This window comes from Palleronia sp. (assembly GCF_042089775.1).
GTDB lineage: Bacteria > Pseudomonadota > Alphaproteobacteria > Rhodobacterales > Rhodobacteraceae > Palleronia.
Map to the genome: position 1 here is coordinate 19,946 of NZ_JBELKF010000018.1, position 24,749 is coordinate 44,694.

Here is a 24,749-nt window from a genome sequence, read left to right on the forward strand (position 1 = left end):
AGCGAGCCTGCCGCCGCAGAATCAAGGTCATGAAAAACGTGACCTCGCCCGACGGCACCCCGCCCTCCGCCCTGTCCTTCGGCGCCATGCAATTCGGTGGCAAGGCCGACGATGACGATGCGCGCGGCATGTACCTTGCCTGCCGCGAGTATGGCGTGAACATGTTCGACACGGCGCACACTTACACCGACGGCCGCTCCGAAGAGATGCTGGGCCGCCTGATCGCGAAGGAGCGGGACGAGGTCATCGTCGCCACCAAGGCCAACTTCCAGCGCGGGAACTCCGCCACCTCGATCCGCGAAAGCTGCGAGGAAAGCCGCAAGCGCCTCGGCATCGACACGATAGACCTCTACTACCTGCACCGCTTCGATCCCCAGACGGAGCTGGAAGAGAGCTTCGAGGCGCTTTCCACCCTCAAGAACAAGGGCTGGATCCGCGCCATCGGCGTGTCGAACTTCGCAGCGTGGCAGGTTATGAAGGCGCAGGCGGTGGCGGCGCGGTTCGACACCCGGATCGACGCCATCCAGCCCATGCTGAACCTCGTCAAGCGCCAGGCCGAGGTCGAGCTTCTGCCCATGGCGCAGGACCAGAATATCGCGGTCTTCCCCTACTCGCCACTGGGCGGTGGCCTCCTGACCGGCAAGTACCGCGCCGGCGGCGAAGGGCGGCTCAACGACAGCGAGATGTATGCCAGCCGGTACCGCGATGAATGGATGCATAACACTGCCGCCGACCTCGCGACATTGGCGAACGGCATCCGCACCTCGCCAGCGACGCTGGCCGTTGGATGGGCGATGCACCGCCCCGGCGTGACCGCGCCGATCATCTCGGCCCGGAACGTGGACCAGCTCATGCCGTCGCTCGACGCGCTATCGCTTGATTGGGATGCCGACACCGAGGCCCGTGTGACCGCGCTGACCCGCAGCCCCGCACCCGCAACTGACCGCAGCGAGGCAACCGCCTGAGTCCGTAGCCCCGCTTCGGCGCCTCTCCGCCGAGCGCGCCGATCCCCTCTCAACGCTCGCGGCCAAGTCGCTACTGTCGCGCGGACCAGTCCTCGTGCGAGTTCGCCCCATGTATCGCCGCAGCTTCCTGTGCCTGTCGCTCGCCGCCTGTGGCAGCCCCCGCACGACCACGCTTGCCCCCGTGCCGGTCACCCGTCCCGCCTTCGGCGACACCGACCCCACCGCCTGGGGCGGCCCCGGCCCGGCCCGTTATCCGGTGCACGGCATCGACATGTCGCGCTGGCAGACCAACATCGACTGGCGTCGTGCCCATTCTTCGGGAGTCAACTTCGCCTGGGTCAAGGCGACCGAGGGCAGCGACCGGATAGATCCGATGTTCTCTTACCATCACGACGGTGCCCGCGCAGCGGACGTGGCGATCGGAGCCTACCATTTCTTCTACTGGTGCGGCCCGCCCGAGAGCCAGGCCGAATGGTTCATCCGCAATGTGCCTCGGCGCGCAGGCGACCTGCCGCCCGTGCTCGACCTCGAATGGACGCCGTTCTCGCCCACCTGCACCGTCCGGCCGCCGGCTGCCGAGGTGCGCGACCGCGCCGCCCGCTTCCTCGCGATCCTCACGCGGCACTACGGGCAGCAACCGCTGATCTATACGACGCCGGAGTTCTACCGCGAGAACGACATCGGCCGCCTCGGCGCCGAGAGCTGGCTGCGGGCTGTCGCCCGGCCGGTGGAAGAGGTTTATCCGGGCGCCCCTTGGCGCGTCTGGCAATACAGCTCGACCGGAACCGTTCCGGGCATCGCGGGCGAGGTGGACCTCAACTGCTTCAACGGCAGCGTCGCCGACTGGAAGCGCTGGCGCGCCGCCCGCTCGATCCGTTGACCCGCGTCACCCGACCGGGCGCAGCGAGCCGAGCTTGCGGGCGATGACGAACAGCCCGCCGATCAACATGACCGGCAGCACGAGCACCTTGAAGATATAGACCGACAGGAGGCTGATAAGGCTTCCGACCAGTTCGTCCGCGCGGCTTGTCAGGTTCGAGGCGAGCGTCTGGTAGTGCTCGACCCGATCCATCATGCCCCGCACACCGCCGGCCTCGGCGACGTCCACACCCTCTTCCTCGACCGTCGCGGTGATCTCGGCGATGACGCGGCTGTGCTCGGCCCAGGTCTCGGCGGTCAGCCGGTCGGCCACTAGGGCGGACAGCAAGAACGCCAGCGGGATGCCGACACCTAAAAACCCGCCATAGACGGCCAGTTGCCGCGGCGCGCCACCCAGCGGGCGAACCCGCCCCACGACCACCGCCCCGGCCCAGAGCAGCGCAGCCAGCCCCAGCAGCGCGAAGCCCACCGCACCCAGCGGCCCCATCGTCACCGCCAGCACGCCCGAAGCGACCATGACGCCGAACACCACCGAGGCGATTCGCTCGACCGTATCGTCTATGGGTTCCAGCACCTTCAGGGGCTGCGCCGAGCCCGAGCCGATCAGCGAGACGCCGACCTCCAGCTCCTGCGCCGACGACAGAAACGCGTTGAGCGTGCGAAGGGTGACGTAGGTCGCCGAGGCGGTGACCGAGATGTCGCGCGCATAGTCCGCTGCCCGCGCGGTCTGCGGCATCTCGCGGTGGTGAGCCGCGCCCCAGAACGAGGCAACTGCCAGCAAGAGCAGCAGCACGGCCCCCAAAAGGCGCCTCCGCCGCGAAGGTGCGTCAGACTGGGGGATGCGACTCATGGTCGAGGCTCCTGAAGGTCTTCGCCGCGAGATTACCGGATCCCGCGGCGCTTGCCGATCCTCCTCGTGTGCACCTCAGCCGTCCGCGCGGATGTGCTCGTTCTTCGGGTCGTAGGGCGAGTCCTCGACCACCTCGGCGTCGTAGAGCTCGCGGAACATGCGCACTTTCAGCTTCGTGCCGACCTTGGCCATGTCAGGCCGGACATAGCCCATGCCGATGGACTTGCCGAAAGCGACTGAGTAGCCGCCCGACGTCATCCGGCCGGCCCTCTCGTCGCCCGAGAACAGCGCCTCGCGGCCCCACGGATCGGCGTCGCCCGGCCCGTCCACCAGCAGCGTCACGCATTTCGACCGGATGCCGGTCGCCTCCATTGCCTCCTTCCCGCGGTAGGCCTTGCCCTGGTCCACGAAACGCTCCAGCCCCGCCTCGAGCGGGGTCGCATCCCGTCCAAGCTCGGTGCCAAAGGCGCGATAGGACTTCTCCTGCCGCAGCCAGTTTTGGGCGCGCATCCCCACCAGCTTCAGGCCATGCGGTTCGCCCGCCTCCATCAGACGGTCGAACAGGTGGTTCTGCATCTCGATCGGGTGGTGCAGTTCCCACCCTAGCTCGCCCGTATAGGCCACCCGGATCGCCATGAGGGGCACCATGCCCAGTTCGATCTCGCGCGCGCTCAGCCACGGGAAGCGCTTGTTGCCCAGCGCGCCCTCGGGGTCGGCGTCGCGCAGGAGGTTGGCAAGGATGTCGCGGGACTTCGGCCCGGCCAGTGCGAAGGTGCCGTATTGCGTGGTGACGTCCTGCAGGACCATCGGGCCGAACTCGGCCGCCTTGTCCTCCATCGCCTTGGTCAAGAAGTCGCGGTCGTAGTCAGCCACGCCGCCGGCGCTGACCAGGTAGAACTGGTCCTCGGCCTGGCGGACGATGGTATATTCCGTGCGGACGGTCCCCGCGTCGGTCAGCGCGTAGGTCAGGTTGATCCGGCCGACCTTGGGCAGCCGGTTGGTGGTGAACCAGTCAAGGAACGCGGCCGCCCCCGGCCCCTTCAGGACATGCTTGGCGAACGCCGAGGCGTCGATCAGCCCGGCGGCGCCCCGCACCGCCTCGGCCTCGGCTTTCGCGTAATCGTACCAGCCGCCCCGGCGGAAGGACCGCGCGTGCTCGTCGAAACGATCGTCGGCATCCAGCGGCCCGAAATAGTTCGGACGTTCGAACCCGTTGACTGCGCCGAACTGCGCGCCGCGGGCCTTCAGCCGATCGTAACAAGGCGCGGTGCGCAGGGGGCGCGCGGCGGGACGCTCCTCGTCGGGGTGGTGGAGGATGTAGACGTGCTCGTAAGCTTCCTCGTCCTTCGCAATGCTCCAGTCCGTGGTGATCCACGAGCCGAAGCGTTTCGGGTCGAGAGACGCCATGTCGATCTCGGCCTCGCCCTCGACCATCATCTGCGCAAGGTAGTGCCCTGCGCCCCCCGCGGCGGTGATGCCGAACGAGAAGCCCTCGGCCAGCCACATGTTGCGCAGACCCGGCGCCGGGCCGATCAGCGGGTTTCCGTCGGGGGTGTAGCAGATCGGGCCGTTGAAATCGTCCTTCAGCCCAACCTCTTCCGAAGACGGAATGCGGTGGATGAACGACATGTACTCCGCCTCGATCCGCTCGAGATCCAGCGGGAAGAGGTCGGCGCGGAAGCTGTCGGGCACACCGTAGCTGAACCGGGCTGGCGCGTTGCGCTCGTAAGGGCCGAGAATCCAGCCGCCGCGCTCTTCGCGGACATACCACTTGGCGTCGGCATCGCGCAGGACGGGGTGCTCGCCGTTGCCCTCGGAACGCCATTTCTGCAGCGCAGGGTCGGGTTCGGTCACGATATACTGGTGCTCGACCGGGATCGCCGGGATCTTGATCCCCAGCATCCGGGCAGTGCGCTGCGAATGGTTGCCGGTCGCGGTCACCACGTGCTCGGCCTCGATCACCTGCCGTTCTTCGGTGGGCAAGAGGTTGCCGCCCTTTTCGGCCATCCGGGTCAGCGTCACCTTCCAGGCCGATCCGGTCCATTCGTAGCCGTCGACCTGCCACTTGCGCTCGATCGTGACGCCGCGCTGGCGGGCGCCCTTGGCCATCGCCATCGTCACGTCCGCGGGGTTGATGTAGCCGTCGGTGGGGTGGAAGATTGCGCCGTGAAGGTCGTCGGTGTGGACCAGCGGATACCGCTCCTTCACCTGGCTCGGCGTCAGCCATTCGAAGGGCACGCCCACCGTCTCGGCCGTGGCGGCGTAGAGCATGTATTCATCCATGCGCTCTTTCGAGCCCGCCATGCGCAGGTTGCCCACGACCGAAAAGCCGGCGTTGAGCCCCGTCTCCTCCTCCAGCGTCTTGTAGAACTTGATCGAGTAGTCGTGGATCCAGGTCGTCGCGTAGCTCATGTTGAAATAGGGCAGCAGCCCGGCCGCGTGCCAGGTCGAGCCGCTGGTCAGCTCGTCCCGCTCCAGCAGCACCACATCCTGCCAGCCCGCCTTGGCCAGATGGTAGGCGATGGAGGTCCCCACCGCGCCGCCGCCCACCACCAGCGCTTTCACATGGCTCTTCATCGTCGCACTCCAATCCGCGTCACGCCCACTAAACGCAGCGACCTGAGCCGCCGTTGTGCGCGCCCGACAGATGGGTGCGGATTTGCGACATCACGTCCGCGCGAGACCGTTCGTCTGTCGTGGCGTCACGCTCTTGCGATGGAAATTACCGTCTCCGGGCCGCGTTGGGGGGACGAAACCGACTATCGGAGACATTTCATGAGCGACCAGATCAAGACCATCAACCCCGTGAACGGCGAAGAAATCGCCACCTACGATTACATGTCCGAGACCGAGATGAACGACGCCATCGCGGCCTGTAACGAGGCGTTCCACGACTGGAAGGCGCGCCCTGCAAAGGACCGCGCCCAGATCATCCGCGCCATCGGCGAAGAGCTCGAGAACAGCAAGGAAGAGTTCGCCCAGCTGATGACGCGCGAAGTCGGCAAGCTGATCGGCGACAGCCGGTCCGAGATCGCCCTCTGCTCACAGATCTGCCAGTTCACCGCCGAGAATGGCCCGACTGAGCTTGCCGATGAAGAGCGCGACATTCCGGGCGGCAAGGGCGTGATCCATTACGCGCCCCTCGGCGTGATCTACGGCATTCAGCCGTGGAACTTCCCCGCGTACCAGGTCGTGCGCTACGCCATCGCCAACCTCATGGCCGGCAATGGCATCCTCCTGAAGCACGCTGCGAACTGCACCGGCTCAGGCCTGTTCCTCAAGGACCTGATGGAGCGCGCCGGCCTGCCGAAGAACCTCTTCACCGTCCTGCGCATCTCTCACGACCAGTCGGACAAGGTGATCGAGCATGACCTGGTGCGCGGCGTGACCCTAACCGGCAGCGACCGCGCCGGCCGGACCGTCGGCCAGAAGGCCGCCGAGCAGCTGAAGAAATCGGTGCTCGAGTTGGGCTCGAACGACGCCTATATCGTGCTCGACGACGCCGATCTCGACGTGGCCGTGGACGCCTGCGTCAGCGCCCGGATCTACAACAACGGCGAGACCTGCGTGAACGGCAAGCGTTTCATCGTGACCGAGAAGAACTACGACGCCTTCGTCGAGCGCTACACCGAGAAGTTCGCGGCCATCGTGATGGGCGATCCCACGGACGAGAATACCGGGCTCGGCCCCGTCGCTCGTGTCGACCTGCGCGACACGCTGCACGAGCAAGTCCAGGAAAGCATCAAGAACGGCGCGCGCGTCCTGACGGGCGGCGAAGTGCCGGACCGCGTAGGCGCGTGGTATCCCGCCACCGTCCTTGTCGACGTGAAGCCCGGCCAGCCGGCCTATGACGACGAGCTCTTCGGCCCCGTCGCCTCGATCATCAAGGCGAAGGACGACGAGGACGCGATGCGGATCGCCAATGACAGCCGCTACGGCCTTGGCGGCGGCATCTTCTCGAAGGACGAGGCGAAGGCGCGCAAGCTGGCGTCCGATCAGTTCGATACCGGCATGATCTCGATCAACGGGTTCAACATCGCGATCCCGAACATGCCCTTCGGCGGCGTGAAGAACTCGGGCTACGGCCGCGAGCACGGCGGCTTCGGCATGAAGGAGTTCGTCAACGCCAAGTCCGTCTACATGATGAGCTGAGGCACGACCTTCGCGACAGGCGCCCCCGGCCGGGACCGGCGCGGGGGCGTCGTCATGTGAACGACCGGCCCCTTTTGTGCGAAGGCGCGATCTGCCACTGATGAGGGATGAAGGACAACAGCCACTTCGACCCCGCCCCCGCGCCGGGCGACTCGGTCCGCAAGACCACCTGCTACATGTGCGCCTGTCGCTGCGGGATCGACGTCCACATGAAGGGCGACGAAGTCGCCTATATCGAGGGCAACCGCGACCACCCGGTGAACAAGGGCGTCCTGTGCGCCAAGGGTGCGGCGGGGATCATGCAGCACAACTCGGCCGCCCGCCTGCATGCGCCATTGAAGCGCGTGGGCGAACGCGGCGAGGGCAAGTTCGAAGAGATCGACTGGAACGAAGCGCTGACACTCGTGTCCGAGCGTCTCGGGCGCATCCGCAAGACGGACCCGAAGAAGCTTGCCTTCTTCACCGGGCGCGACCAGTCGCAAAGTTTCACCGGCTATTGGGCGCAGCAGTTCGGCACCCCCAACTACGCCGCCCACGGGGGCTTCTGCTCGGTCAACATGGCCGCCGCGGGTATCTACACCATCGGCGGCGCCTTCTGGGAGTTCATGTCCCCCGACTGGGAGAACGCCAAGCTTTTCCTGCTGTTCGGCACGGCCGAGGACCACGACAGCAACCCGATCAAGCTGGGTCTGGCCAGGCTGAAGGAGCGCGGCGCCCCTGTCATCGCCGTCAATCCGATCCGCACCGGCTACAATGCCATCGCGGACGAATGGGTGGGCGTCACCCCCGGCACCGACGGTCTGTTCGTTCTGTCGCTGATCCACTGCCTTCTGAAGGCAGGAAGGTTCGACCTCGACTACCTGTCCCGCTGGACGAACGCGCCCTGCCTGCTGGACGGCGATCCGAAGTCCGACACCTACGGCCTGATTCTGCGCGACGAGGGCGGCCGACCGCTGGTCATGGACCGCGCCAGCCGCAAGCCCCGCCCTTGGAATGCGGCCGGGGTAAAGCCCGACCTCTCGGGGCGCTGGCGCCACGCCGGGATCACCCACGCCTCCGTCTTCCTGACCCTCGCGGACCGCTACCTGTCCGACGACTATGCGCCCGAAGCGGTCGGGCCGAAATGCGGCCTCGATCCCGCACAGATCCACCGCACCGCCGCCCGCATCGCTCACGCCGCCTTTGACCAGAGCTGGGACCATCCACAGGACTGGACCGACTTCCGCGGCGAGCACCACTCTCATGTCACCGCCCGCCCCGTCTCGATCCACGCGATGCGCGGCATCTCGGCCCATTCCAACGGCTTCCAGACCGCGCGCGCGATTCACCTGCTGCAGGTGCTGATCGGTGCCGTCGACGTGCCGGGCGCCAGCCGCTTCAAACCGCCCTATCCGAAATCCGCCGCGAGCCACCCACGGCCCCATGCCGATACCCATGCAGGCCAGCCCCTCGACGGGCCGCATCTGGGCTTTCCGATGGGACCCGAGGAACTCTTGTTGGACGACGCGGGCGCGCCCCTGCGGCTCGACAAGGCGTTCTCGTGGGAGAATCCCATCTCGGTCCACGGGCTGATGCACATGGCGATCTCGAACGCCTATGCGGGGGACCCCTACAAGATCGACACGCTGTTCCTCTACATGGCGAACATGGCGTGGAACTCGTCCATGAATACGCAAGCCGTGATGGAGATGCTGTCGGACAAGGACGAGAACGGCGACTATGTCATCCCGTTCATCATTCACGCCGACGCCTATTCGTCCGAGACGGTCGCCTTTGCGGACATCGTGCTGCCCGACACGACCTATCTGGAACGGCACGACTGCATCTCGCTGCTGGACCGCCCGATCTCGGACCCTGACCACGCGGGCGACGCGATCCGCTGGCCTGTGGTGGCACCCGACCGTAATGTGCGCCCCTTTCAGTCGGTGATGGTCGACCTTGCCAACCGCCTCGGCCTGCCGGGCTTCGTCGAGGGCGGGCAGCCGCTCTACACCGACTACGCCGAGTACATGCAGATGCACGAACGCCGCCCCGGTGTCGGTCCCCTGGCGGGGTGGCGCATCGGCGAAACCGCCCTGACGGACGGCCGCGGCGAGCCGAATGAAGGGCAGATCGAGCAGTATATCGCCGCGGGCGGCTTCAAGACATACCAGGTGCCAAAACCCGCGCGCTACATGAAGCCATTCAACACCGCGTGGTGGGAGTGGTCGCAGAAGATGGGCTTCACCGACGCCCCCACGCCCTACCTGTTCGAGCTCTGGTCCGAGCCGCTCCGCCGGTTCCAGATGGCCGCCGAAGGGGTGGGCGAGCGTCAGCCGCCCGAGCATTTGCGCGCCCGGATGCGGCTGACCCACGATCCCCTGCCGATCTGGTATCCCCCGCTCGAGGATGGCCACGCCGACCCGGTCGAATACCCCTTCTACGTGCTGACGCAGCGCCCCGCGGCGATGTATCACTCGTGGGGCGGCCAGAACCCGTGGCTGCGGCAGATCCACGCCGAGAACGTGCTCTACCTGCCCACGAAACTATGGGAGGCCGAAGGGTTCGAGGAAGGCGACTGGGCCCGCGTCACGTCGAACCATGCCGAGATCACGGTGCCCGTCGCTCACATGGCGGCGCTGAACGAGAACACAGTCTGGACGTGGAACGCCATCGGCAAGCGGCGCGGCGCGTGGGCCCTGTCGCCCAAAGCCCCCGAGGCGACGCGAGGATTTCTCGTCAACCACCTGATCCATGAGCTTCTGCCCGAGAAGGGCGACGGCCTGCGCTGGTCGAATTCGGACCCGGTGACGGGGCAGGCCGCCTGGTTCGACTGCCGTGTGAAGGTCGAGCGTGTCCCGCGTTCCCGCGTGTCCCACCCGGCGATTGCGGGACAGGGCAGCCCCGTGGGCCAGGGGCCGCACATGGTCGCACGCTCCACAGGGCGGACGGACCTCGTGCCAAGCCTCGCTGACCGAATCCGAGGATGGATGAAGAGATGACCTCGCTGCGATCCGCCCCCGGCAAGAAGGATGAACCTTGACCTCCCTGCCCGCCAACCCGCCGGCAAAGAAGCTCGGCCTCGTCATCGACCTCGACACATGCGTCGGCTGTCACGCCTGTGTCGTCGCCTGCAAGGCGTGGAACACCGAGAACTACGGCACGCCCCTCGCCGATACCGACGCTCACGGCGCGGCGCCATCGGGTGCATTCCTGAACCGCATCCACTCCTATGAGGTGACCGGGGACGGCCCGCCGCGGATCGTCCACTTCCCGAAAAGCTGCCTGCATTGCGAGGACGCGCCATGCGTCACCGTCTGCCCGACCGGCGCCTCGTACAAGCGGGGCGAGGACGGGATCGTGCTGGTGAACGAGGCCGAGTGCATCGGCTGCGGCCTCTGCGCCTGGGCCTGTCCCTACGGCGCGCGCGAGCAGGACCCGGCCGCGAAGGTGATGAAGAAATGCACCCTCTGCGTCGACCGGATCGACAACGAGAACCTGCCGCAGGAAGACCGCATCCCCGCCTGCGTCCGCACCTGCCCCTCGAAGGCGCGCCATTTCGGAGATCTCGCCGACCCCGACAGCGACGTCTCTGGGCTGGTCGAGGCGCGCGGCGGCATCGACCTTGCTCCTGAACAGGGTACCCGACCAGTCAACAAGTACCTCCCGCCCCGGCCCCGCGACGAGGTCGACGTGCTCGCGCCCCTGCTCACTCCCGTGGCCGAGGAGCCGAAAGGGTGGCTCGGCTGGCTCGACCGAGCGCTCGACCGGCTGGGGTAACCTCGACAAGCCGGGCGCGAGAGCGCATTGTCGCGGGCGCCCCGGTTGAAATGGCCCGATGCATCCTGCCGCCTCACTCATCCTCTTCTCGACCCTTTCGGGCGCCGGCTTTGGCCTGCTGGCGATGATCGGTGCGGGTCTTGCGCGCACGACGGGATGGGTGGGTCTCGCCGAAGCGGCTCTCGGCTTTGCCCTGGCGCTGATCGGCCTCGCCGCCTCGACCTTCCACCTCGGCCGACCCGAACGCGCGCTGAAGGCGTTCCGCGAATGGCGCAGCTCGTGGCTCAGCCGCGAGGCGTGGCTGGCCGTCGCGGCCCTTGCCGTCATGGCCATCGCGACGACTCTCCGTCTTGCCGGGCTGCCTGCGCTGCCGGTCGGATTCGTCGGAGCGGCTCTGTCGCTCGCCACCGTCGCGGCCACGGCGATGATATACGCCCAGCTGCGCAGTGTGCCGCGCTGGCACCATTGGTCGACGCCCGCGACCTTCCTCGCCCATGCGATCACCGCCGGAACACTGTTGGCCGGGCACCGCCTGGCAGCGGCGTTGCTGCTGACCGCGCTCGCCGTCGCGCAGTTCGCCGCGTGGCATGCCGGCGACCGCCGCACCGGCCCCACAACCCGCGAAAGCGCCACCGGCCTCGGCCCGCACGTCCGCCCGTTCGAGGCGCCCCACACCTCGGACAACTACCTCACGCGCGAGATGGTGTTCGTCGTCGCCCGCAAGCACAGGGTGCGCCTTCGCTCGATTGGACTCGCCCTTGCCTACCTTGCCCCGCTCGCCTGCCTTGCCATTCCGCCGGCGCCCCTGGCGCTGCCGCTGGCCGCGCTGCTGCACCTGTGTGGCACGCTGATCGTGCGCTGGCTCTTCTTTGCAGACGCAGAACACGTGGTGGCGCGGTACTACCGCTAGCCCGGCAGCGCTTGACAGCCCCCGGCGTCTGTCCGACGCAGGCGCAAACGCGTGAAGACGGAGGGGAGGCCAATGAAACCCGACTGGATCGCCCTCGACTGGGGCACCACCAATGTGCGCGCCTGGGCCATGTCCGCAGGCGGCGCGGTTCTGGCCGAGGCGCAGTCGGCGGCGGGGATGGGCAGCCTCGGCGCCGACGATTACGCACCCGCCCTGGCCGCCCTGACCGAAGGCTGGGACCTGCCGCAGCCCTGCCCGGTGCTGGCCTGCGGCATGATCGGCGCGCGCGAGGGCTGGGCCGAGGCGGGCTATGCCGCCGTGCCCACCGCGCCGCTTGCGACCCCGCCGGTGCGGGTACCGACCGCGCCCGAGCAATGGCGTGTCCGCATCATCCCCGGTCTGTCCCAGACCCGCCCGCCCGACGTGATGCGCGGCGAAGAAACGCAGATCGCAGGTTTCCTCGCGCTGAACCCGAAATTCGACGGCACGCTCTGCCTGCCGGGCAGCCACACCAAGTGGGCGCAAATTTCGGCGGGAGAAGTGATCTCCTTCCAGACGGCGATGACGGGAGAGATCTTCGCCGCCCTGAAGGGCCACACGGTCCTGCGCCACGCCATCGGCGCGGAGTGGGACGAGGCGAGCTTTGTCGAGGCCGTCTCGGACGGCATGTCCCGCCCCGAGGCCCTGGCTGCGCGTGCTTTTCAGATCCGTGCGGACGGGCTGCTGAACGGAAAGGACGAGGCGACCGCCGCCGCGCGGCTGTCGGGCCTTCTGATCGGCGCCGAGCTTGCCCACGCCCGGCCCTACTGGCTGGGAATGCCCGTCGCGATCGTCGGCGCACCGCAGCTTGGCCTGCGGTACGCCGCCGCGCTCGAGGCGCAGGGCGTTCGAGCGATCATCGCCAAGGGCGATGCCTGCACATTGGCCGGCCTCAAGACCGCATACGCTGCCTGGAAGGAGTGAATTCATGCACCGCGAGATCATCGCCATCCTGCGCGGGATCGACCCCGACGAAGCCATACCGGTCGCCGACGCGCTGATCGCCGCCGGCATCACCCGGATCGAGGTGCCGCTGAACTCGCCATCGCCCCTCGCCTCGATCGAGGCGATGGCGCAGGCCGTCGGCGAGACCGCGCAAATCGGCGCGGGAACGGTCCTGTCGCCCGAGGACGTGGCCCGCGTCAAGGAGGCTGGCGGGCAGATGGTCGTCTCGCCCAATTTCGACGCCGAGGTCGTGGCTGCCACCGTCGAGGCGGGGCTGGAGAGCTATCCCGGCGTCTTGACCCCGACCGAGTGCTTCGGCGCCATCAAGGCCGGCGCAACGGGCCTCAAGGTGTTTCCCGCGTTCCAGATGGGCATCGACGGGCTGACGGCCATCCGCGCGGTCCTGCCGGTCGAAACAAGGCTCTACATGGTTGGAGGCGTGAAGACCGCTGCCTTCCGCGAATGGATTGCCGCCGGGGCAACGGGCTTCGGCATCGGCACGTCGCTTTACCGCCCCGGAGATGCGGCCGCGGAGGTCGGCAGCCGTGCGGCCGAGATGGTTGCTGCTTACGACGAGGCCGTCTCATGAATATCCAGATCCAGGACTACACACGCTGCATCCTCGGCGAAGGTCCCCTGTGGCACCCCGAGCGCGGGCAGCTCTACTGGTGCGACATCCTCTCGCGTCGCGTTCTGACCGTGCAGGACGGCTGCACGCGCGGCTACGAGTTCGACCGCTTCGTCTCGTGCCTCGCGTGGGTGGACAGGAACCGCCTGCTGGTCGGCACGCAGACTGACCTGACGCTGCTGGACCTGGAGATCAGCGCGCAGGAGCATGTGATCCCGCTCGAGGACGAGAACGAGGTGACGCGGTCGAATGACGGCCGGGTGGACCCTTGGGGCGGCTTTTGGGTCTCGACCATGGGCATCGAGAAGCCCGACGGCGCGGGCGCGATCTATCGCTACCGCAAAGGCAACCTCACCAAGCTGATCGACGGGCTGACGATCCCGAACGCGATCTGCTTCAGCCCGGACCGCGCCTGGGCCTACTTCGCCGACACGCCCACCGGCCTCGTCTATCGCTGGCGCCTCGGCGAGGACGGCACGCCCGAAGGCGATCCCGCGCCGTTCATCGACGAGACGGCGAATGGCCACAGCCCCGACGGCGCGGTGACCGATGCGGACGGAAACCTCTGGGTCTCGCACTGGGGATCGAGCCGCATCGCGATCTACGACACTGAGGGCCGCTTGACTTCGCAAGTCGCGCTGCCGGCCAAGCAGATTACCTGCCCGGCCTTCGGTGGACCCGACCTGACGACACTTTACGTGACGTCCGCCATGGTCGGGCTAAGCGAGGAAGAGGTGTCGGAGATCCCCGGTCATGGGCGCACCTTCCGTAGCCCCGGTGCGGGACGCGGCCTGCCAGAGCCACGGGTCATCCTGTAGGCCCGACATGAAAAAGGCGGCTCCCGAAGGAGCCGCCCGTGGCATCAGACGTGATCGCAGCTTAGCGCACGATGTGGACGATGCGGCGATCTTCGTCCACGAGGACCAGCTGCCCGTTCACGTTGGCATAGCGGTAGTCGTTTTCGGGCACTGTGTAGATCTCGACACCCTCGGGGATGCCGGCACCGACCACGACTTCACCTTCAAGATAGACCGGGTCGACCGGGTTCTCTCGCACGTAGGTCATGGTCTCGCTCGGCACGTCCGCACCGATCACGCCGCCAGCGAGAGCACCGGCCGCAGCGGAGCCGGCCGCAGCACCGGCGGGACCGCCCAGAAGCGCGCCGGCGATCGCGCCTGTGGTGGCGCCGACGCCGATATTGCCCAGGTTGCCGCGCTCGACCCGCTCGATCCGCAGCGTGTCATAGCTCTCGGCGACAACCGTCGGCTCTTCGTCGACAGCGGCGGTGAGATACTCGGCATAGGCCCAGCCGTTCGTGCCGTCATAGGTGACTTCGCACCAGTTGGCATCTGCGAGGCAGCGCTGGATGTCGACGGTGCCTTCGGCGTCGATCACACCCACCACTTCCTAGCTCGGACCCGGACCCGCACGCACGTTGAGGTCGGTGGTCGCAGTGGCTGCGGTCTGCGCGTAGGCCGCACCCGAGAATGCAATGGCGGAGACGCCGGCGATCAGGAAACTCTTGGTCATTCTTCACTCCATTACGCATTTCGACCGGGACTCCCCCGATCAGACGTTGCACTAACGGCGGGCCAGAGGGCACGTTCCGATCACCGTGGGGAGGATACAGACGATGAGCGAGAAAGCGCATGACACGCTGAGCGGTTCTTTGCCGGACGGACGCAAGGTGCGCCGGGTGGCGCTGGATAACGGGATCCTGTCCGCCGGGGTGCTCGATCTGGGCGCGGGCCTGCAGGAGCTGCGGCTTGCGGGCGTGGACTTCCCGCTGTCTCTGGGTTCGCCCGATGCGGCCGCCTACGGGCGCATCATGTCGCTTTTCGGCACGATCATGGGACCTGTCGCCAACCGCATCAGCGGGGCCGAGGCTGAAATCGACGGAAGGCGCCACCAGTTCGAGGTCAACGAGAACGGGCGCAACACGCTGCACTCCGCCGGCGCGGGCGCACACCTGAAGACCTGGGAGATCGAGAGCCAGGACGAGACCGAGGTCACTCTGCGCGTCGACCTGCCGGATGGCGAGGGCGGCTATCCGGGCAACCGCGTGCTCCGGTCGCGCTACGCGCTCGACGGTGACACGCTGGTGCACGAGCTGACCGGCACGACCGATAAGCCCACGCTGATGAACCTGGCGCTGCACGGCTTCTGGACTGCACAGCCGCCGAAGGGCTGGGGCGGCCAGCGGCTGACGATCCACGCGGATGCCTACCTCCCGGTGGACGACGAGACCCTGCCGACCGGAGAGATCCGCCCGGTCGAGGGGACGCCCTTCGACTTCCGGTCACCCCGCACGCTCGACCCCAGGACGGACCCCGATTTCGACCACAATTTCTGCCTGACCCGCGCTGCCGGGTTCTTGCGGCCCGCGCTAAGGCTGGAAAGCCCCGAGACGGGCGTGGCGATCGAGATGTCGACGACGGCGCCGGGGCTGCAGGTCTTCGGGATGCACAAGTTCTCGGTCGAGGATGACGAGACGATGCATGGCCATCCCTACCCCTACCATGCCGCCTTCGCGTTCGAGCCGCAGCACTGGCCCGACGCGCCTGGCCGCGCCGAGTGGCCCGGCATCGAGCTGTCGCCGGACGAGACGTTCCACCAGCTCAGCAGGTGGCGGGTGACGCGCCTCTAGGCGCTAGCCAAGGTCCTTGCGCATCGTCGCCATGCCGCCAGAGCGACCGAGTTCCTCGAACCCGGCGCCGCGGTAGAGGGCGAAGGCCGGAGCGTTGTCGATCTCGACCTTGAGCGTGATCGTCAACGCGTCGAGCTCGCGCGCGGCGCCCTCGACCAGCGCAATCAGGGTGCTGCCCGCCCCGCCCCGCACCTCGGGCACGAGAAAGACGAACACCAGGTGCCGCTGCTCGGGGCCGATGCCTTCGCGCAGGGCAAAGAACCCCACGTCTCGGCCGGTCTCGTCCAGCACGTAGTAGGCCGCGTCGCCGGGCTCGTTCAGCCAGGTTTCAAGCCACTCCATCGCATCGAAAGGCTGTTTTGCACTCGGGTTCACGAGGGCGAGGTCGACCGGATCGACCATAAGCCGGCCCAGCGGGTCTGGATCGAAGGGGCGGCTGCGGCGCAGGCTGAGCTTGGGCAAGGTGCTCTCCCTGTCTTTCGTCCGGTGAATGGTGGGCGGTGAGGGGCTCGAACCCCCGACATCTTCGGTGTAAACGAAGCGCTCTACCAGCTGAGCTAACCGCCCGGACGCGGCCTTCTAGCGCCGGGTGTGGAGGTGGTGCAAGGGGCTACTGCCCTCAGCGGTACTTCGCGATCAGCGCCGTGCGGACGCGGGGCGAAACGAAGGGGCTGATGTCGCCTCCAAGGCGGGCGATCTCCTTGACCAGCTTCGAGGCCACGGCCTGATGCTCGGCATCGGCCATAAGAAACACCGTCTCGATCGTATCGTCGAGCTGACGGTTCATGCCGACCATCTGGTACTCGTACTCGAAATCCGCGATCGCCCGCAGGCCGCGGACGATGACGCGCGCGCCGACATCGCGGGCGCAGTCGATCAACAGGTTCTCGAACGGGTGGACGACGATCTCGCAGCCGGTTTCCCGAGCGATGTCGCCGCACTCGGCCTCGATCAGCGCGACGCGCTCCTCGAGGCTGAAGAGGGGCCCCTTGTCGCGGTTGATCGCAACACCGATCACCAGGCGGTCGACCAGCGCCGTCGCCCGCCTGATGATGTCGATGTGACCCTCGGTGACCGGATCGAAGGTCCCCGGATACAATGCGGTGCGCATCGCGCCCTCCCTGACGTTTCGCGCGGAACGCAACATTATTGCGCCAGAGAGTGCAAGAGCCGATCAGTGTCCCATCACCATCCCCTGGAGCGCGTCGCGCTCCATCGACAGCTCGCTGAGGCGCGACTTGACCACGTCCCCGATGGAGACGATTCCGATCATCTTGCCGTCCTCCAGCACCGGCATGTGGCGGAAACGCCCTTCGGTCATCACCGCTAGCACGTCGTCGAGCGTGTCAGACTTACTGCAGCTCTTGATGGTGCGGGTCATCAGGTCGGCGACGCGTTGCTGCAAGCAGTCCAGCCCGGAGCGGCCAAGCTCGCGCACGATGTCGCGCTCAGACAGGATGCCCTCGGGCGGCTTGCCCTTGGCGCAGACAACCACGGCACCAATCCGGTGCTCTGACAGCATGGTGGCGGCGTCGGCGACGGTGGCATCGGGCGCTATCGTCAGCACGTCGTTGCCCTTGTTCGAGATAACTCGCTCGATCCGCATGTGGTCTCCTCCCTACCTACGGCTCAGACGTCCAGCGTGGGCGCGGTGCGGGCAACCTGTCAACCGCGCGTGTCGGTCCGGCGGATTTCCGTGCGAAGGCCCGCCACAAGCTCGTCCGCGAAAGCGTCGAGCCGGGCGGCCCTGACGTCACCCGCGGGGCGCAGCAGCCAGAAGGCGCGGGTCAGCGCGATGTCCTCGGGCAGGACACGGACCACGCCCGGCAGATGGCCGAGCATGAAGTCGTGGATGACGCCGATCCCCTGCCCCCGCGCAATCCATTGGGCCTGCACGACCACGGAAGACGAGGCGAGATCCACCCGTTCGACCCCGATCTCGCCCAGGTAATCGAGTTCGCGGTCGAAGATCATGTCGGGGACATAGCCGACGATCCGGTGCGCCGGCAGGTCCGCCACATCGTCGAGGGGACGCGTGGCAAGGTAGTCGCGATGTGCGGCAAGGCTGAGGCCGTAGTCTGCGACCTTCTGCACCGTGATCCGCCCCGTGGTCGGTCGCGAGACCGAAACCGCCATGTCCACCTCTCGCCGATTCAGGTCGAAGACGCGCGGCAGGGCCACGATCTCGATCTCGATCCCGGGATGCGCCTCGGCCATGCGCGCCGTCACAGCCGGCAGGAGATAGGTCGCGCAGCCCTCGGGCGCGCCGATCCGCACCGCGCCTGACAGCGCGCCCTGCAGTTCGGACTCGGCTGCGCCGAGCGCGCTTTCGGCGCGTTCGGCATGGTCGAAAAGGCGCACGCCCTCTTCTGTCAGCCGGTATCCCTGCGGCCCTTTCACGAACAGCGCCGCGCCAAGCGCCGTTTCCAGCCGCGCCACCCGGCGCCCCAGCGTGGCGGGGTCCAGACGCAACTGCCGAGCTGCCACCGTCAGTCCACCGGCGCGCGCGACGCTTAAAAAGATGCGGGCGTCGTCCCAGTTCACGGCGGCATCCTTGCAATTTTGCAAAACGGCTTCGTCATTCTTCGTCTTGAGCCGCGCAATCTGCAAGGCCATGCTCTTGGCAACGCATTTCACCGGAGGAACCCCATGTACGAGATCAAGCACTGGATCGACGGCGCGCAGGTCGCGGGCCGCTCGGGCCGCACGGCAGACGTCTTCAACCCCGCGACCGGCGAGGTGCAGGGCACGGTGCCGCTCGCCTCGACCGACGAGGTTAACGAAGCCGTCGCGAAAGCTGCCGAGGCGCAGAAGGGTTGGGCTGCCACCAATCCTCAGCGCCGCGCGCGGGTGATGATGAAGTTCGGCCAGCTCATCAACGAAAACATGGACGCCTTGGCCGAGGCGATCAGCCGCGAGCACGGCAAGACCCTTCCGGATGCGCGCGGCGACGTGCAGCGCGGCCTCGAGGTAGTCGAGGTCTGCATGGGCGGGCCGCACATGCTGAAGGGCGAGTTCACCGACGACGGCGGCGCGGGCATCGACCTTTATTCGATGCGGCAGCCCTTGGGCGTGGTGGCCGGCATCACCCCGTTCAACTTTCCGGCCATGATCCCGCTGTGGAAGCTCGCGCCTGCGCTGACCTGCGGCAACGCGATGATCCTCAAGCCGTCCGAGCGGACGCCCTCGTGCTCGATGATGCTGGCCGAGCTTTTGAAGGAGGCCGGGCTGCCGGACGGTGTGATCCAGGTCGTGCATGGCGACAAGGAGGCGGTGGACGTCATCCTCGACAACGAAACGGTCCAGGGCGTGGGCTTCGTCGGGTCGACCCCGATCGCGCAGTATATCTATGGCCGCGCGGCAACCAACGGGAAGCGCGCGCAGTGCTTCGGCGGGGCAAAGAACCACCTGATCGTCATGCCCGATGCCGACATGGACAAGGCCGCCGACGCGCTGATCGGTGCGGGCTACGGTGCGGCGGGCGAGCGCTGCATGGCGATCTCGGTTGCCGTACCGGTGGGCGATGAGACCGCGGACCGGCTGATCGAAAAGCTGATGCCCCGGGTCGAGGCGCTGCGGGTCGGCCCCTACACCGCCGGCGAGGACGTGGATTACGGCCCGCTCATCACCGGCGCGGCGCGCGACCGCGTGAAGGGCCTGATCGACAAGGGGGTCGAGGAAGGCGCCACGTTGCTGGCCGACGGGCGCGACTTCAGGATGCAGGGCTACGAAAGCGGATTCTTCCTCGGCCCGACCCTGTTCGACAACGTGACGCCCGACATGGAGATCTACCGCGAGGAGATCTTCGGCCCCGTCCTCAGCCAGGTCCGCGCCGGCAGCTACGAAGAAGCGCTGCAGCTCGTCATGGACAACGACTACGGCAACGGCGTGGCGATCTATACCGGCGACGGCGACACCGCCCGCGACTTCGCGCACCGGGTCAATGTCGGCATGGTGGGGATCAACTTCCCGATCCCGGTGCCCCTGTCCTACCACACCTTCGGCGGCTGGAAGAAGTCGGCCTTTGGCGACCTGAACCAGTATGGCCCCGACGCCTTCCGCTTCTACACCAAGACCAAGACCGTCACGGCGCGGTGGTTCTCGGGCATCAAGGACGGCGGCGAGTTCAACTTCAAGGCGCTGGACTGACGATAGGGCAGAGAACTGCGTCCCGCAGCGCGGTTCTCTGCTCCACCCTATGCCTGACGGCTCCTCATCACCGCTGCACAGCGCGCCTGTGGGTCAGACGCCGTGCGAGCGGTCGTAAGCCGAGGGCGCTGGCGGCTCGACCAGAGCGCCTTCGGGCCGTAGCACCTGCATCTCCAACGGGTAACACGGCGCATCGTCAGACGAGTGGCCTGCGCTGCAGTCGCCGCCCGGACATGTCGACAGCACCGCCAGCAAGTCGATCCGCGCCAGCAGGTCCAGGTGGTCGCCGGGGCGTACGGGGCTTGCCTTCATGGTGTAGCGCCCGTCGGCATCGAAGCCGGTGCACATGAAGACGTTGAGCACGTCATGCACATGCCCCTCGGCCTCTTCCAGCGACAGCGCCGCCGCATTGGACAGGGCGCGGGTCAGGTTGGAATGGCAGCAACGGTGATAGTCGCGCCCCGACAGCATCTTTTCGGTATAGGGGTCGCAACGGGTGCCGATCACGTCATGAACGCGGCACCCCCATTCGTCCGTACCGTACCAGTCGAGGCTGTCCCCGACGATCTGCGCCATGGGGCGCAGGTAGGGAAAGCAGGACCATAGCGCGTCGCCCGTCGTCACATGCGTGCCATGCAGCGCGCGGGTCTTGCCCGAGAAGAAGCGCTCGGACAGGTTGTCGGCGGCAAAGAGGTTGAGATCCCCGACCTGGGGGCCTTCGACCGACAGGATGCGCAGGAGATGGCCCGCCGGCACCCGGATCGCCCGCGCATCGCGCGGCGGAACGCGCACCGTCGCGATCGCCGGCTCCACAAGCTCCACCCGGGGCACGGACGGTGGAGGGGCGGTATAGACGGGCACCGCGGCGACGGAGCGGCGGGCCTTCGAATCGGCGGGCGCGTCAGACATCGCAGACTTGCAGGCCTGCGTCGTTCAGAAGCGGCACCCCGCGCAGCGGCTCGCTCGCCTCCAGCGCCACCCCGTAGCAGCCCGAGGCGTCCTTGATCAGAAACTCCGGCGATATGCCCCGAGGCAGGGCCGCAAGGGCCGCCGGGCTGACATCGCGCGGAACGTTGGAGGTCCGGTCGGGCTCGTCGGTGCCCGCCAAAGCGCCGGGTTCGACCACGCAGCCCGCCAGACCGGCGACGGCCGCGAGACAGAGAACGATATTCTTCATGATTGGGCACCCCTTCCGGCCTTTAGCAACTGCCGGACGGTATGGCCGGGGGGAGAGGGGTCAAGGTTCCGGATCTACATGCAGATCGAGCGTTACCCGAAAACGACGGCGCGCGATCGGGCCTCCATCTTCGACCGGACCGACCTCTGGAAAAGCCGGTGCGACATCGCGGGATTGACCTGCGCCTCCAGGGCGGTAACTCTCGCGCCTTCCAACCCGGCGGCGCCTGTCCTATAGGGTGTCGCGATAACGACCCGACCATCCCGGGTCCGGCCAAGGACGAGGACGGCATGAGCGACACCTCCCACGATCGCGACGTGGCATTCATTCAGGCGCTCGCGGAGCTTCTGCGCGAGAACGATCTCTCTGAGCTTCGGGTCAAACGGGAATATGCCGAGGCCGACAGCCTCGACGTCCGCGTGTCGCGCATCCAGCCGCAGGCGGCGCCGCAGCAGGTCCATGTGCCTGCCGCCCCGGCCGCACCGCAGGCGCCCGCCGCCCCGGCCCAGGCCGAAGCCGCCGCCCCGGCCGATCCGGCGAACGACCCCGGTGCCGTGACCTCGCCCATGGTCGGCACTGTCTACCTTGCGCCCGAGCCGGGTGCGCAATCCTTCATCAAGGTCGGCGACACCGTCGAAGAGGGTCAGACCCTTCTCATCATCGAGGCGATGAAGACGATGAACCACATCCCTGCGCCCCGCTCCGGCACGGTCCGCGAGATCATCGTGGACGACGGCGCGCCGGTCGAGTTCGGCGCCCCTCTCCTGATCCTCGGTTGAGGCGCGCATGTTCGACAAGATCCTCATCGCCAACCGCGGCGAGATCGCGCTTCGCATCATCCGGGCCGCCCGCGAGATGGGAATCGGCACGGTGGCCGTCCACTCCACCGCCGATTCCGACGCGATGCATGTGCGGATGGCCGATGAATCCGTGTGTATCGGTCCGCCCTCGGCCGCGCAGAGCTACCTGAACTTCCCCTCGATCATCTCGGCCTGCGAAGTCACGGGGGCCCAGGCGATCCACCCCGGCTACGGCTTCCTGTCCGAGAACGCGAATTTCGTGCAGATCGTCGAGGATCACCAGCTGACCTTCATCGGCCCCAAGGCCGAGCACATCCGGATCATGGGCGACAAGATCACCGCCAAGGAAACGATGCGCGCCCTCGGCGTTCCTTGCGTCCCCGGATCGGAAGGCGGCGTGCCGGATCTCGAGGCTGCCCGGAAGGAAGCGGACGAGATCGGCTTTCCGCTGATCGTCAAGGCGACGGCCGGCGGCGGTGGCCGCGGCATGAAGCTGGCCCGCATGCCCGCCGATCTGGAGCATGCATTCTACACCGCCCGCTCCGAGGCGAAGGCCGCGTTCGGCAATGACGAGGTCTACCTCGAGAAATACCTCGGCGCCCCCCGCCATATCGAGGTGCAGGTCTTCGGCGACGGCAAGGGCAACGCCGTCCATTTGGGCGAGCGCGACTGCTCGCTCCAGCGCCGCCACCAGAAGGTGTTCGAGGAGGCCCCCGGCCCCGCCATCACGCCCGAACAACGCGCCCAGATCGGCGCCACCTGCGCCGACGCCGTCGCCCGGATCGGCTATGCCGGCGCCGGCACGATCGAGTTTCTCTACGAGGACGGGCAGTTCTACTTCATCGAGATGAACACCCGCCTGCAGGTCGAACATCCGGTGACAGAGGCCATCTTCGGCGTGGACCTCGTCCGCGAGCAGATCCGTATCGCCGCCGGCGAGCCGCTGTCCTTCACCCAGAAGGACCTGCGGATCAACGGCCACGCCATTGAGGTGCGCATCAACGCCGAAAAGCTGCCCTCCTTCTCGCCCAGCCCCGGCCGGGTGACGCAGTACCACGCGCCGGGCGGCCTTGGCGTGCGGATGGATTCGGCGCTGTATAACGGCTACCGGATTCCGCCCTACTACGACTCGCTGATCGGCAAGCTGATCGTCCACGGCCGCGATCGGCCCGAAGCGCTCGGCCGGCTGCGCAGAGCCCTCGGAGAGCTGATCGTGGATGGCGTGGACACGACCGTGCCGCTGTTCCACGCGCTCCTCGATGAATCGGCGGTGCAAACCGGCGACTACACGATCCACTGGCTCGAAGATTGGCTGGCCCGGACGCTGGAGTGAATCCTCCGGAGTTGACGCCTGAGCTCGTGCTCGCGGCCTACGGCCAGGGGATCTTTCCCATGGCCGAAGGCCGCGACGCGCCAGAGATCCATTGGGTGGATCCGCGAATGCGCGGGATCCTCCCCCTCGACGGCCTCCACATCTCGCGCTCGCTGCGGCGGCGCATCCGGGCCAAGCTGTTCGAGATTACCTTCGACCGCGACTTCACCGGCGTGATTGCAGGCTGCGCGGATCGCGAAGAGACCTGGATCAACGCCGAGATCGCGTCGATCTACACCGCCCTCTTCACCGCCGGCCAAGCCCATTCGATCGAGATCTGGGACGATTCATACCTGGTCGGCGGGGTCTATGGCGTCTCGCTGGGGGCCGCGTTCTTCGGCGAGTCGATGTTCTCTCGCCGCACCGACGCCTCGAAGATTGCCTTGGTCTACCTCTGCGACCGGCTACGCGAGGGCGGCTACACACTGTTCGACACGCAGTTCATCACGCCACACCTCGCCTCGCTGGGCGCGGTCGAGATCCCGCGGAAAGAATATCACCGGCGTCTGAACACCGCGATCCGCAGCCCGGCCCGGTTCAATTCCCGTGCCACCGACACACCGGTTCAAGTGTTACAGCGCATGACCCAGACGTCATAGCGCGGGTGGTCCAGCGCGTTCAGCGCGGGCGCCTGAGCAATCATCCATCCTGTGAAATCGGGCTCCTGATCTCCGTCTTCCCGGATCGTCAGGTAGGCATAGGCGTTGCCGGCGGGATTCTGCACCGGATAACGACATTCGCCCAAGGCGACCTGCATACGCCCCACGGTCGCGGTCTCGCTCACAGCGAGCGTCACGTCGCGCACATCGCCCGTCAGCTTGTCCAGCGTCCGCAGGACCGCAGCCGAGCCGCGCGCGACCTGCTCGCGTGCCTCTTCGGGGGCGGCATCCCGGTTCAGCGGGATGAGAACACCCTTCTCCCAATCCCGCTCCAGCGTCTCCTGGTCTGCCTCGGGCGAGAACAGGTCCTCGGCCCCGGGAAGCGGCGTGACCTCGATCTCCTGCGCGAGCGCGGGGCCGGCAAGGCACGCCATCAGACAGAGCGCCCGGATCATTCCGGGGACCAAGCCTCGTAATCCGTACGTTCCGCCGGGGATTCACGACGGATCGAGCCCGCCGGCGCATAGGCGCCCGGCGTACCGGTCAGGTTCGGGAGGTGCGGCTTTTCCCACGCCTTCCTCGGAAGGGGCCGCGTGGTCGGCGGTTCGTCCCAGGTGTGGTGCAGCCAGCCATGCCATTCGGGGCCCACGCGCGTGGCCTCGGCCTCACCGTTGAAGATGACCCAGCGACGCTTCCCGCCCTCGGACTGGTAAAAGATGTTGCCGGCTTCGTCCTCGCCCACGCGCTCACCATGTCGCCACGTATCGAGAAGCGTGTTCAGCGTGGCGCCGTTCCACCAGGTCACGGCCTGCAGGAAGCGTTTGAGAATGCCCATGGTCCACTCCGTTCCGACTGGTCCCCATATGGCGCAAGCGGCG

Annotated in this window: 26 protein-coding genes and 1 tRNA gene; 14 read left to right on the forward strand and 13 right to left on the reverse strand. The window is 67.2% G+C overall.

What is annotated here, in order from left to right:
* The first annotated feature begins 29 nt into the window (after nt 1–29).
* Complete coding sequence (locus ACFDS3_RS06905) at nt 30–965, forward strand: aldo/keto reductase (protein ID WP_375261615.1); 936 nt, start codon at nt 30–32, stop codon at nt 963–965.
* A 109-nt stretch (nt 966–1,074) separates the two neighbouring features.
* Entirely contained in the window at nt 1,075–1,845 is a 771-nt protein-coding gene (locus ACFDS3_RS06910) for a GH25 family lysozyme (protein ID WP_375261616.1), read from the forward strand.
* 6 nt (nt 1,846–1,851) lie between these two features.
* Here the strand turns inward: ACFDS3_RS06910 and ACFDS3_RS06915 are convergent, their stop codons facing one another.
* Complete coding sequence (locus ACFDS3_RS06915; protein WP_375261617.1) at nt 1,852–2,694, reverse strand: hypothetical protein; 843 nt, start codon at nt 2,692–2,694, stop codon at nt 1,852–1,854.
* A 75-nt stretch (nt 2,695–2,769) separates the two neighbouring features.
* A complete protein-coding gene (locus ACFDS3_RS06920; protein WP_375261618.1) occupies nt 2,770–5,271 on the reverse strand; it encodes an FAD-dependent oxidoreductase in 2,502 nt (833 codons plus the stop codon).
* 198 nt (nt 5,272–5,469) lie between these two features.
* Between ACFDS3_RS06920 and ACFDS3_RS06925 the strand changes: the two genes are divergently transcribed.
* The 7 genes from ACFDS3_RS06925 to ACFDS3_RS06955 all read left to right on the forward strand — a co-directional run bounded on the left by ACFDS3_RS06925 (nt 5,470) and on the right by ACFDS3_RS06955 (nt 13,945).
* Nucleotides 5,470–6,846, forward strand: coding sequence for an NAD-dependent succinate-semialdehyde dehydrogenase (locus ACFDS3_RS06925; RefSeq protein ID WP_375261619.1), 1,377 nt, complete (start codon nt 5,470–5,472; stop codon nt 6,844–6,846).
* Nucleotides 6,847–6,953: 107 nt separating this feature from the next.
* A complete protein-coding gene (locus ACFDS3_RS06930) occupies nt 6,954–9,827 on the forward strand; it encodes a molybdopterin-dependent oxidoreductase (protein ID WP_375261620.1) in 2,874 nt (957 codons plus the stop codon).
* A gap of 37 nt (nt 9,828–9,864) precedes the next feature.
* Nucleotides 9,865–10,605, forward strand: coding sequence for a 4Fe-4S dicluster domain-containing protein (locus ACFDS3_RS06935; RefSeq protein ID WP_375261621.1), 741 nt, complete (start codon nt 9,865–9,867; stop codon nt 10,603–10,605).
* 58 nt (nt 10,606–10,663) lie between these two features.
* The gene (locus ACFDS3_RS06940; protein WP_375261622.1) at nt 10,664–11,515 is read left to right on the forward strand and encodes a dimethyl sulfoxide reductase anchor subunit family protein; all 852 of its coding nucleotides are present in this window, start codon (nt 10,664–10,666) and stop codon (nt 11,513–11,515) included.
* A 72-nt stretch (nt 11,516–11,587) separates the two neighbouring features.
* Nucleotides 11,588–12,478, forward strand: a complete 891-nt coding sequence (locus ACFDS3_RS06945) for a 2-dehydro-3-deoxygalactonokinase (RefSeq protein WP_375261623.1) — start codon at nt 11,588–11,590, stop codon at nt 12,476–12,478.
* Between the two features lie 4 nt (nt 12,479–12,482).
* Entirely contained in the window at nt 12,483–13,088 is a 606-nt protein-coding gene (locus ACFDS3_RS06950; RefSeq protein WP_375261624.1) for a 2-dehydro-3-deoxy-6-phosphogalactonate aldolase, read from the forward strand.
* Nucleotides 13,085–13,945: an SMP-30/gluconolactonase/LRE family protein gene (locus tag ACFDS3_RS06955; protein WP_375261625.1), complete on the forward strand. Its 861-nt coding sequence runs from the start codon at nt 13,085–13,087 to the stop codon at nt 13,943–13,945. Before ACFDS3_RS06950 ends, ACFDS3_RS06955 begins: the two co-directional genes overlap by 4 nt.
* Before the next feature lie 61 nt (nt 13,946–14,006).
* Here ACFDS3_RS06955 and ACFDS3_RS06960 read toward each other — a convergent pair whose 3' ends face one another.
* Nucleotides 14,007–14,522 (reverse strand): DUF1236 domain-containing protein, encoded by a 516-nt coding sequence (locus tag ACFDS3_RS06960; protein WP_375261626.1) that lies wholly within the window; start codon nt 14,520–14,522, stop codon nt 14,007–14,009.
* 12 nt (nt 14,523–14,534) lie between these two features.
* Nucleotides 14,535–14,657: a hypothetical protein gene (locus ACFDS3_RS06965; RefSeq protein WP_375261627.1), complete on the reverse strand. Its 123-nt coding sequence runs from the start codon at nt 14,655–14,657 to the stop codon at nt 14,535–14,537.
* A 103-nt stretch (nt 14,658–14,760) separates the two neighbouring features.
* Here ACFDS3_RS06965 and ACFDS3_RS06970 point away from each other — a divergent pair, with 103 nt between their 5' ends.
* Nucleotides 14,761–15,774: an aldose epimerase family protein gene (locus ACFDS3_RS06970; RefSeq protein WP_375261628.1), complete on the forward strand. Its 1,014-nt coding sequence runs from the start codon at nt 14,761–14,763 to the stop codon at nt 15,772–15,774.
* A 3-nt stretch (nt 15,775–15,777) separates the two neighbouring features.
* Here the strand turns inward: ACFDS3_RS06970 and ACFDS3_RS06975 are convergent, their stop codons facing one another.
* The 5 genes from ACFDS3_RS06975 to ACFDS3_RS06995 all read right to left on the reverse strand — a co-directional run bounded on the left by ACFDS3_RS06975 (nt 15,778) and on the right by ACFDS3_RS06995 (nt 18,318).
* The gene (locus ACFDS3_RS06975; protein WP_375261629.1) at nt 15,778–16,236 is read right to left on the reverse strand and encodes a GNAT family N-acetyltransferase; all 459 of its coding nucleotides are present in this window, start codon (nt 16,234–16,236) and stop codon (nt 15,778–15,780) included.
* A gap of 29 nt (nt 16,237–16,265) precedes the next feature.
* A tRNA-Val gene (locus ACFDS3_RS06980) sits at nt 16,266–16,341 on the reverse strand.
* A gap of 52 nt (nt 16,342–16,393) precedes the next feature.
* Nucleotides 16,394–16,885, reverse strand: a complete 492-nt coding sequence (coaD, locus tag ACFDS3_RS06985; protein ID WP_375261630.1) for a pantetheine-phosphate adenylyltransferase — start codon at nt 16,883–16,885, stop codon at nt 16,394–16,396.
* A gap of 63 nt (nt 16,886–16,948) precedes the next feature.
* Nucleotides 16,949–17,380, reverse strand: coding sequence for a CBS domain-containing protein (locus ACFDS3_RS06990; RefSeq protein WP_375261631.1), 432 nt, complete (start codon nt 17,378–17,380; stop codon nt 16,949–16,951).
* A 59-nt stretch (nt 17,381–17,439) separates the two neighbouring features.
* A complete protein-coding gene (locus ACFDS3_RS06995; protein WP_375261632.1) occupies nt 17,440–18,318 on the reverse strand; it encodes a LysR family transcriptional regulator in 879 nt (292 codons plus the stop codon).
* Between the two features lie 105 nt (nt 18,319–18,423).
* On the opposite strand from ACFDS3_RS06995, the gene ACFDS3_RS07000 reads away from it, so the two are divergent.
* Nucleotides 18,424–19,923: a CoA-acylating methylmalonate-semialdehyde dehydrogenase gene (locus tag ACFDS3_RS07000; RefSeq protein ID WP_375261633.1), complete on the forward strand. Its 1,500-nt coding sequence runs from the start codon at nt 18,424–18,426 to the stop codon at nt 19,921–19,923.
* 93 nt (nt 19,924–20,016) lie between these two features.
* Here ACFDS3_RS07000 and ACFDS3_RS07005 read toward each other — a convergent pair whose 3' ends face one another.
* A complete protein-coding gene (locus ACFDS3_RS07005; protein WP_375261634.1) occupies nt 20,017–20,832 on the reverse strand; it encodes an urea carboxylase-associated family protein in 816 nt (271 codons plus the stop codon).
* A complete protein-coding gene (locus ACFDS3_RS07010) occupies nt 20,825–21,100 on the reverse strand; it encodes a hypothetical protein (RefSeq protein ID WP_375261635.1) in 276 nt (91 codons plus the stop codon). Before ACFDS3_RS07010 ends, ACFDS3_RS07005 begins: the two co-directional genes overlap by 8 nt.
* 290 nt (nt 21,101–21,390) lie before the next feature.
* On the opposite strand from ACFDS3_RS07010, the gene accB reads away from it, so the two are divergent.
* From accB to aat, 3 genes are read left to right on the forward strand one after another with little or no spacing between them, the layout of a single operon-like run.
* Nucleotides 21,391–21,879 carry an acetyl-CoA carboxylase biotin carboxyl carrier protein gene (accB, locus tag ACFDS3_RS07015; protein WP_375261636.1) on the forward strand — a complete coding sequence of 163 codons (489 nt, stop codon included), beginning with the start codon at nt 21,391–21,393 and terminating at the stop codon, nt 21,877–21,879.
* Nucleotides 21,880–21,886: 7 nt separating this feature from the next.
* Complete coding sequence (gene accC / locus ACFDS3_RS07020; RefSeq protein ID WP_375261637.1) at nt 21,887–23,233, forward strand: acetyl-CoA carboxylase biotin carboxylase subunit; 1,347 nt, start codon at nt 21,887–21,889, stop codon at nt 23,231–23,233.
* Nucleotides 23,230–23,871, forward strand: a complete 642-nt coding sequence (gene aat / locus ACFDS3_RS07025) for a leucyl/phenylalanyl-tRNA--protein transferase (RefSeq protein ID WP_375261638.1) — start codon at nt 23,230–23,232, stop codon at nt 23,869–23,871. The genes accC and aat overlap by 4 nt, the downstream gene beginning before the upstream one ends.
* Here the strand turns inward: aat and ACFDS3_RS07030 are convergent.
* Nucleotides 23,838–24,326, reverse strand: coding sequence for a DUF2155 domain-containing protein (locus ACFDS3_RS07030; RefSeq protein ID WP_375261639.1), 489 nt, complete (start codon nt 24,324–24,326; stop codon nt 23,838–23,840). The genes aat and ACFDS3_RS07030 overlap by 34 nt on opposite strands.
* Nucleotides 24,323–24,706, reverse strand: a complete 384-nt coding sequence (locus ACFDS3_RS07035) for an NADH:ubiquinone oxidoreductase subunit NDUFA12 (protein ID WP_375261640.1) — start codon at nt 24,704–24,706, stop codon at nt 24,323–24,325. Before ACFDS3_RS07035 ends, ACFDS3_RS07030 begins: the two co-directional genes overlap by 4 nt.
* Nucleotides 24,707–24,749: the final 43 nt, after the last annotated feature.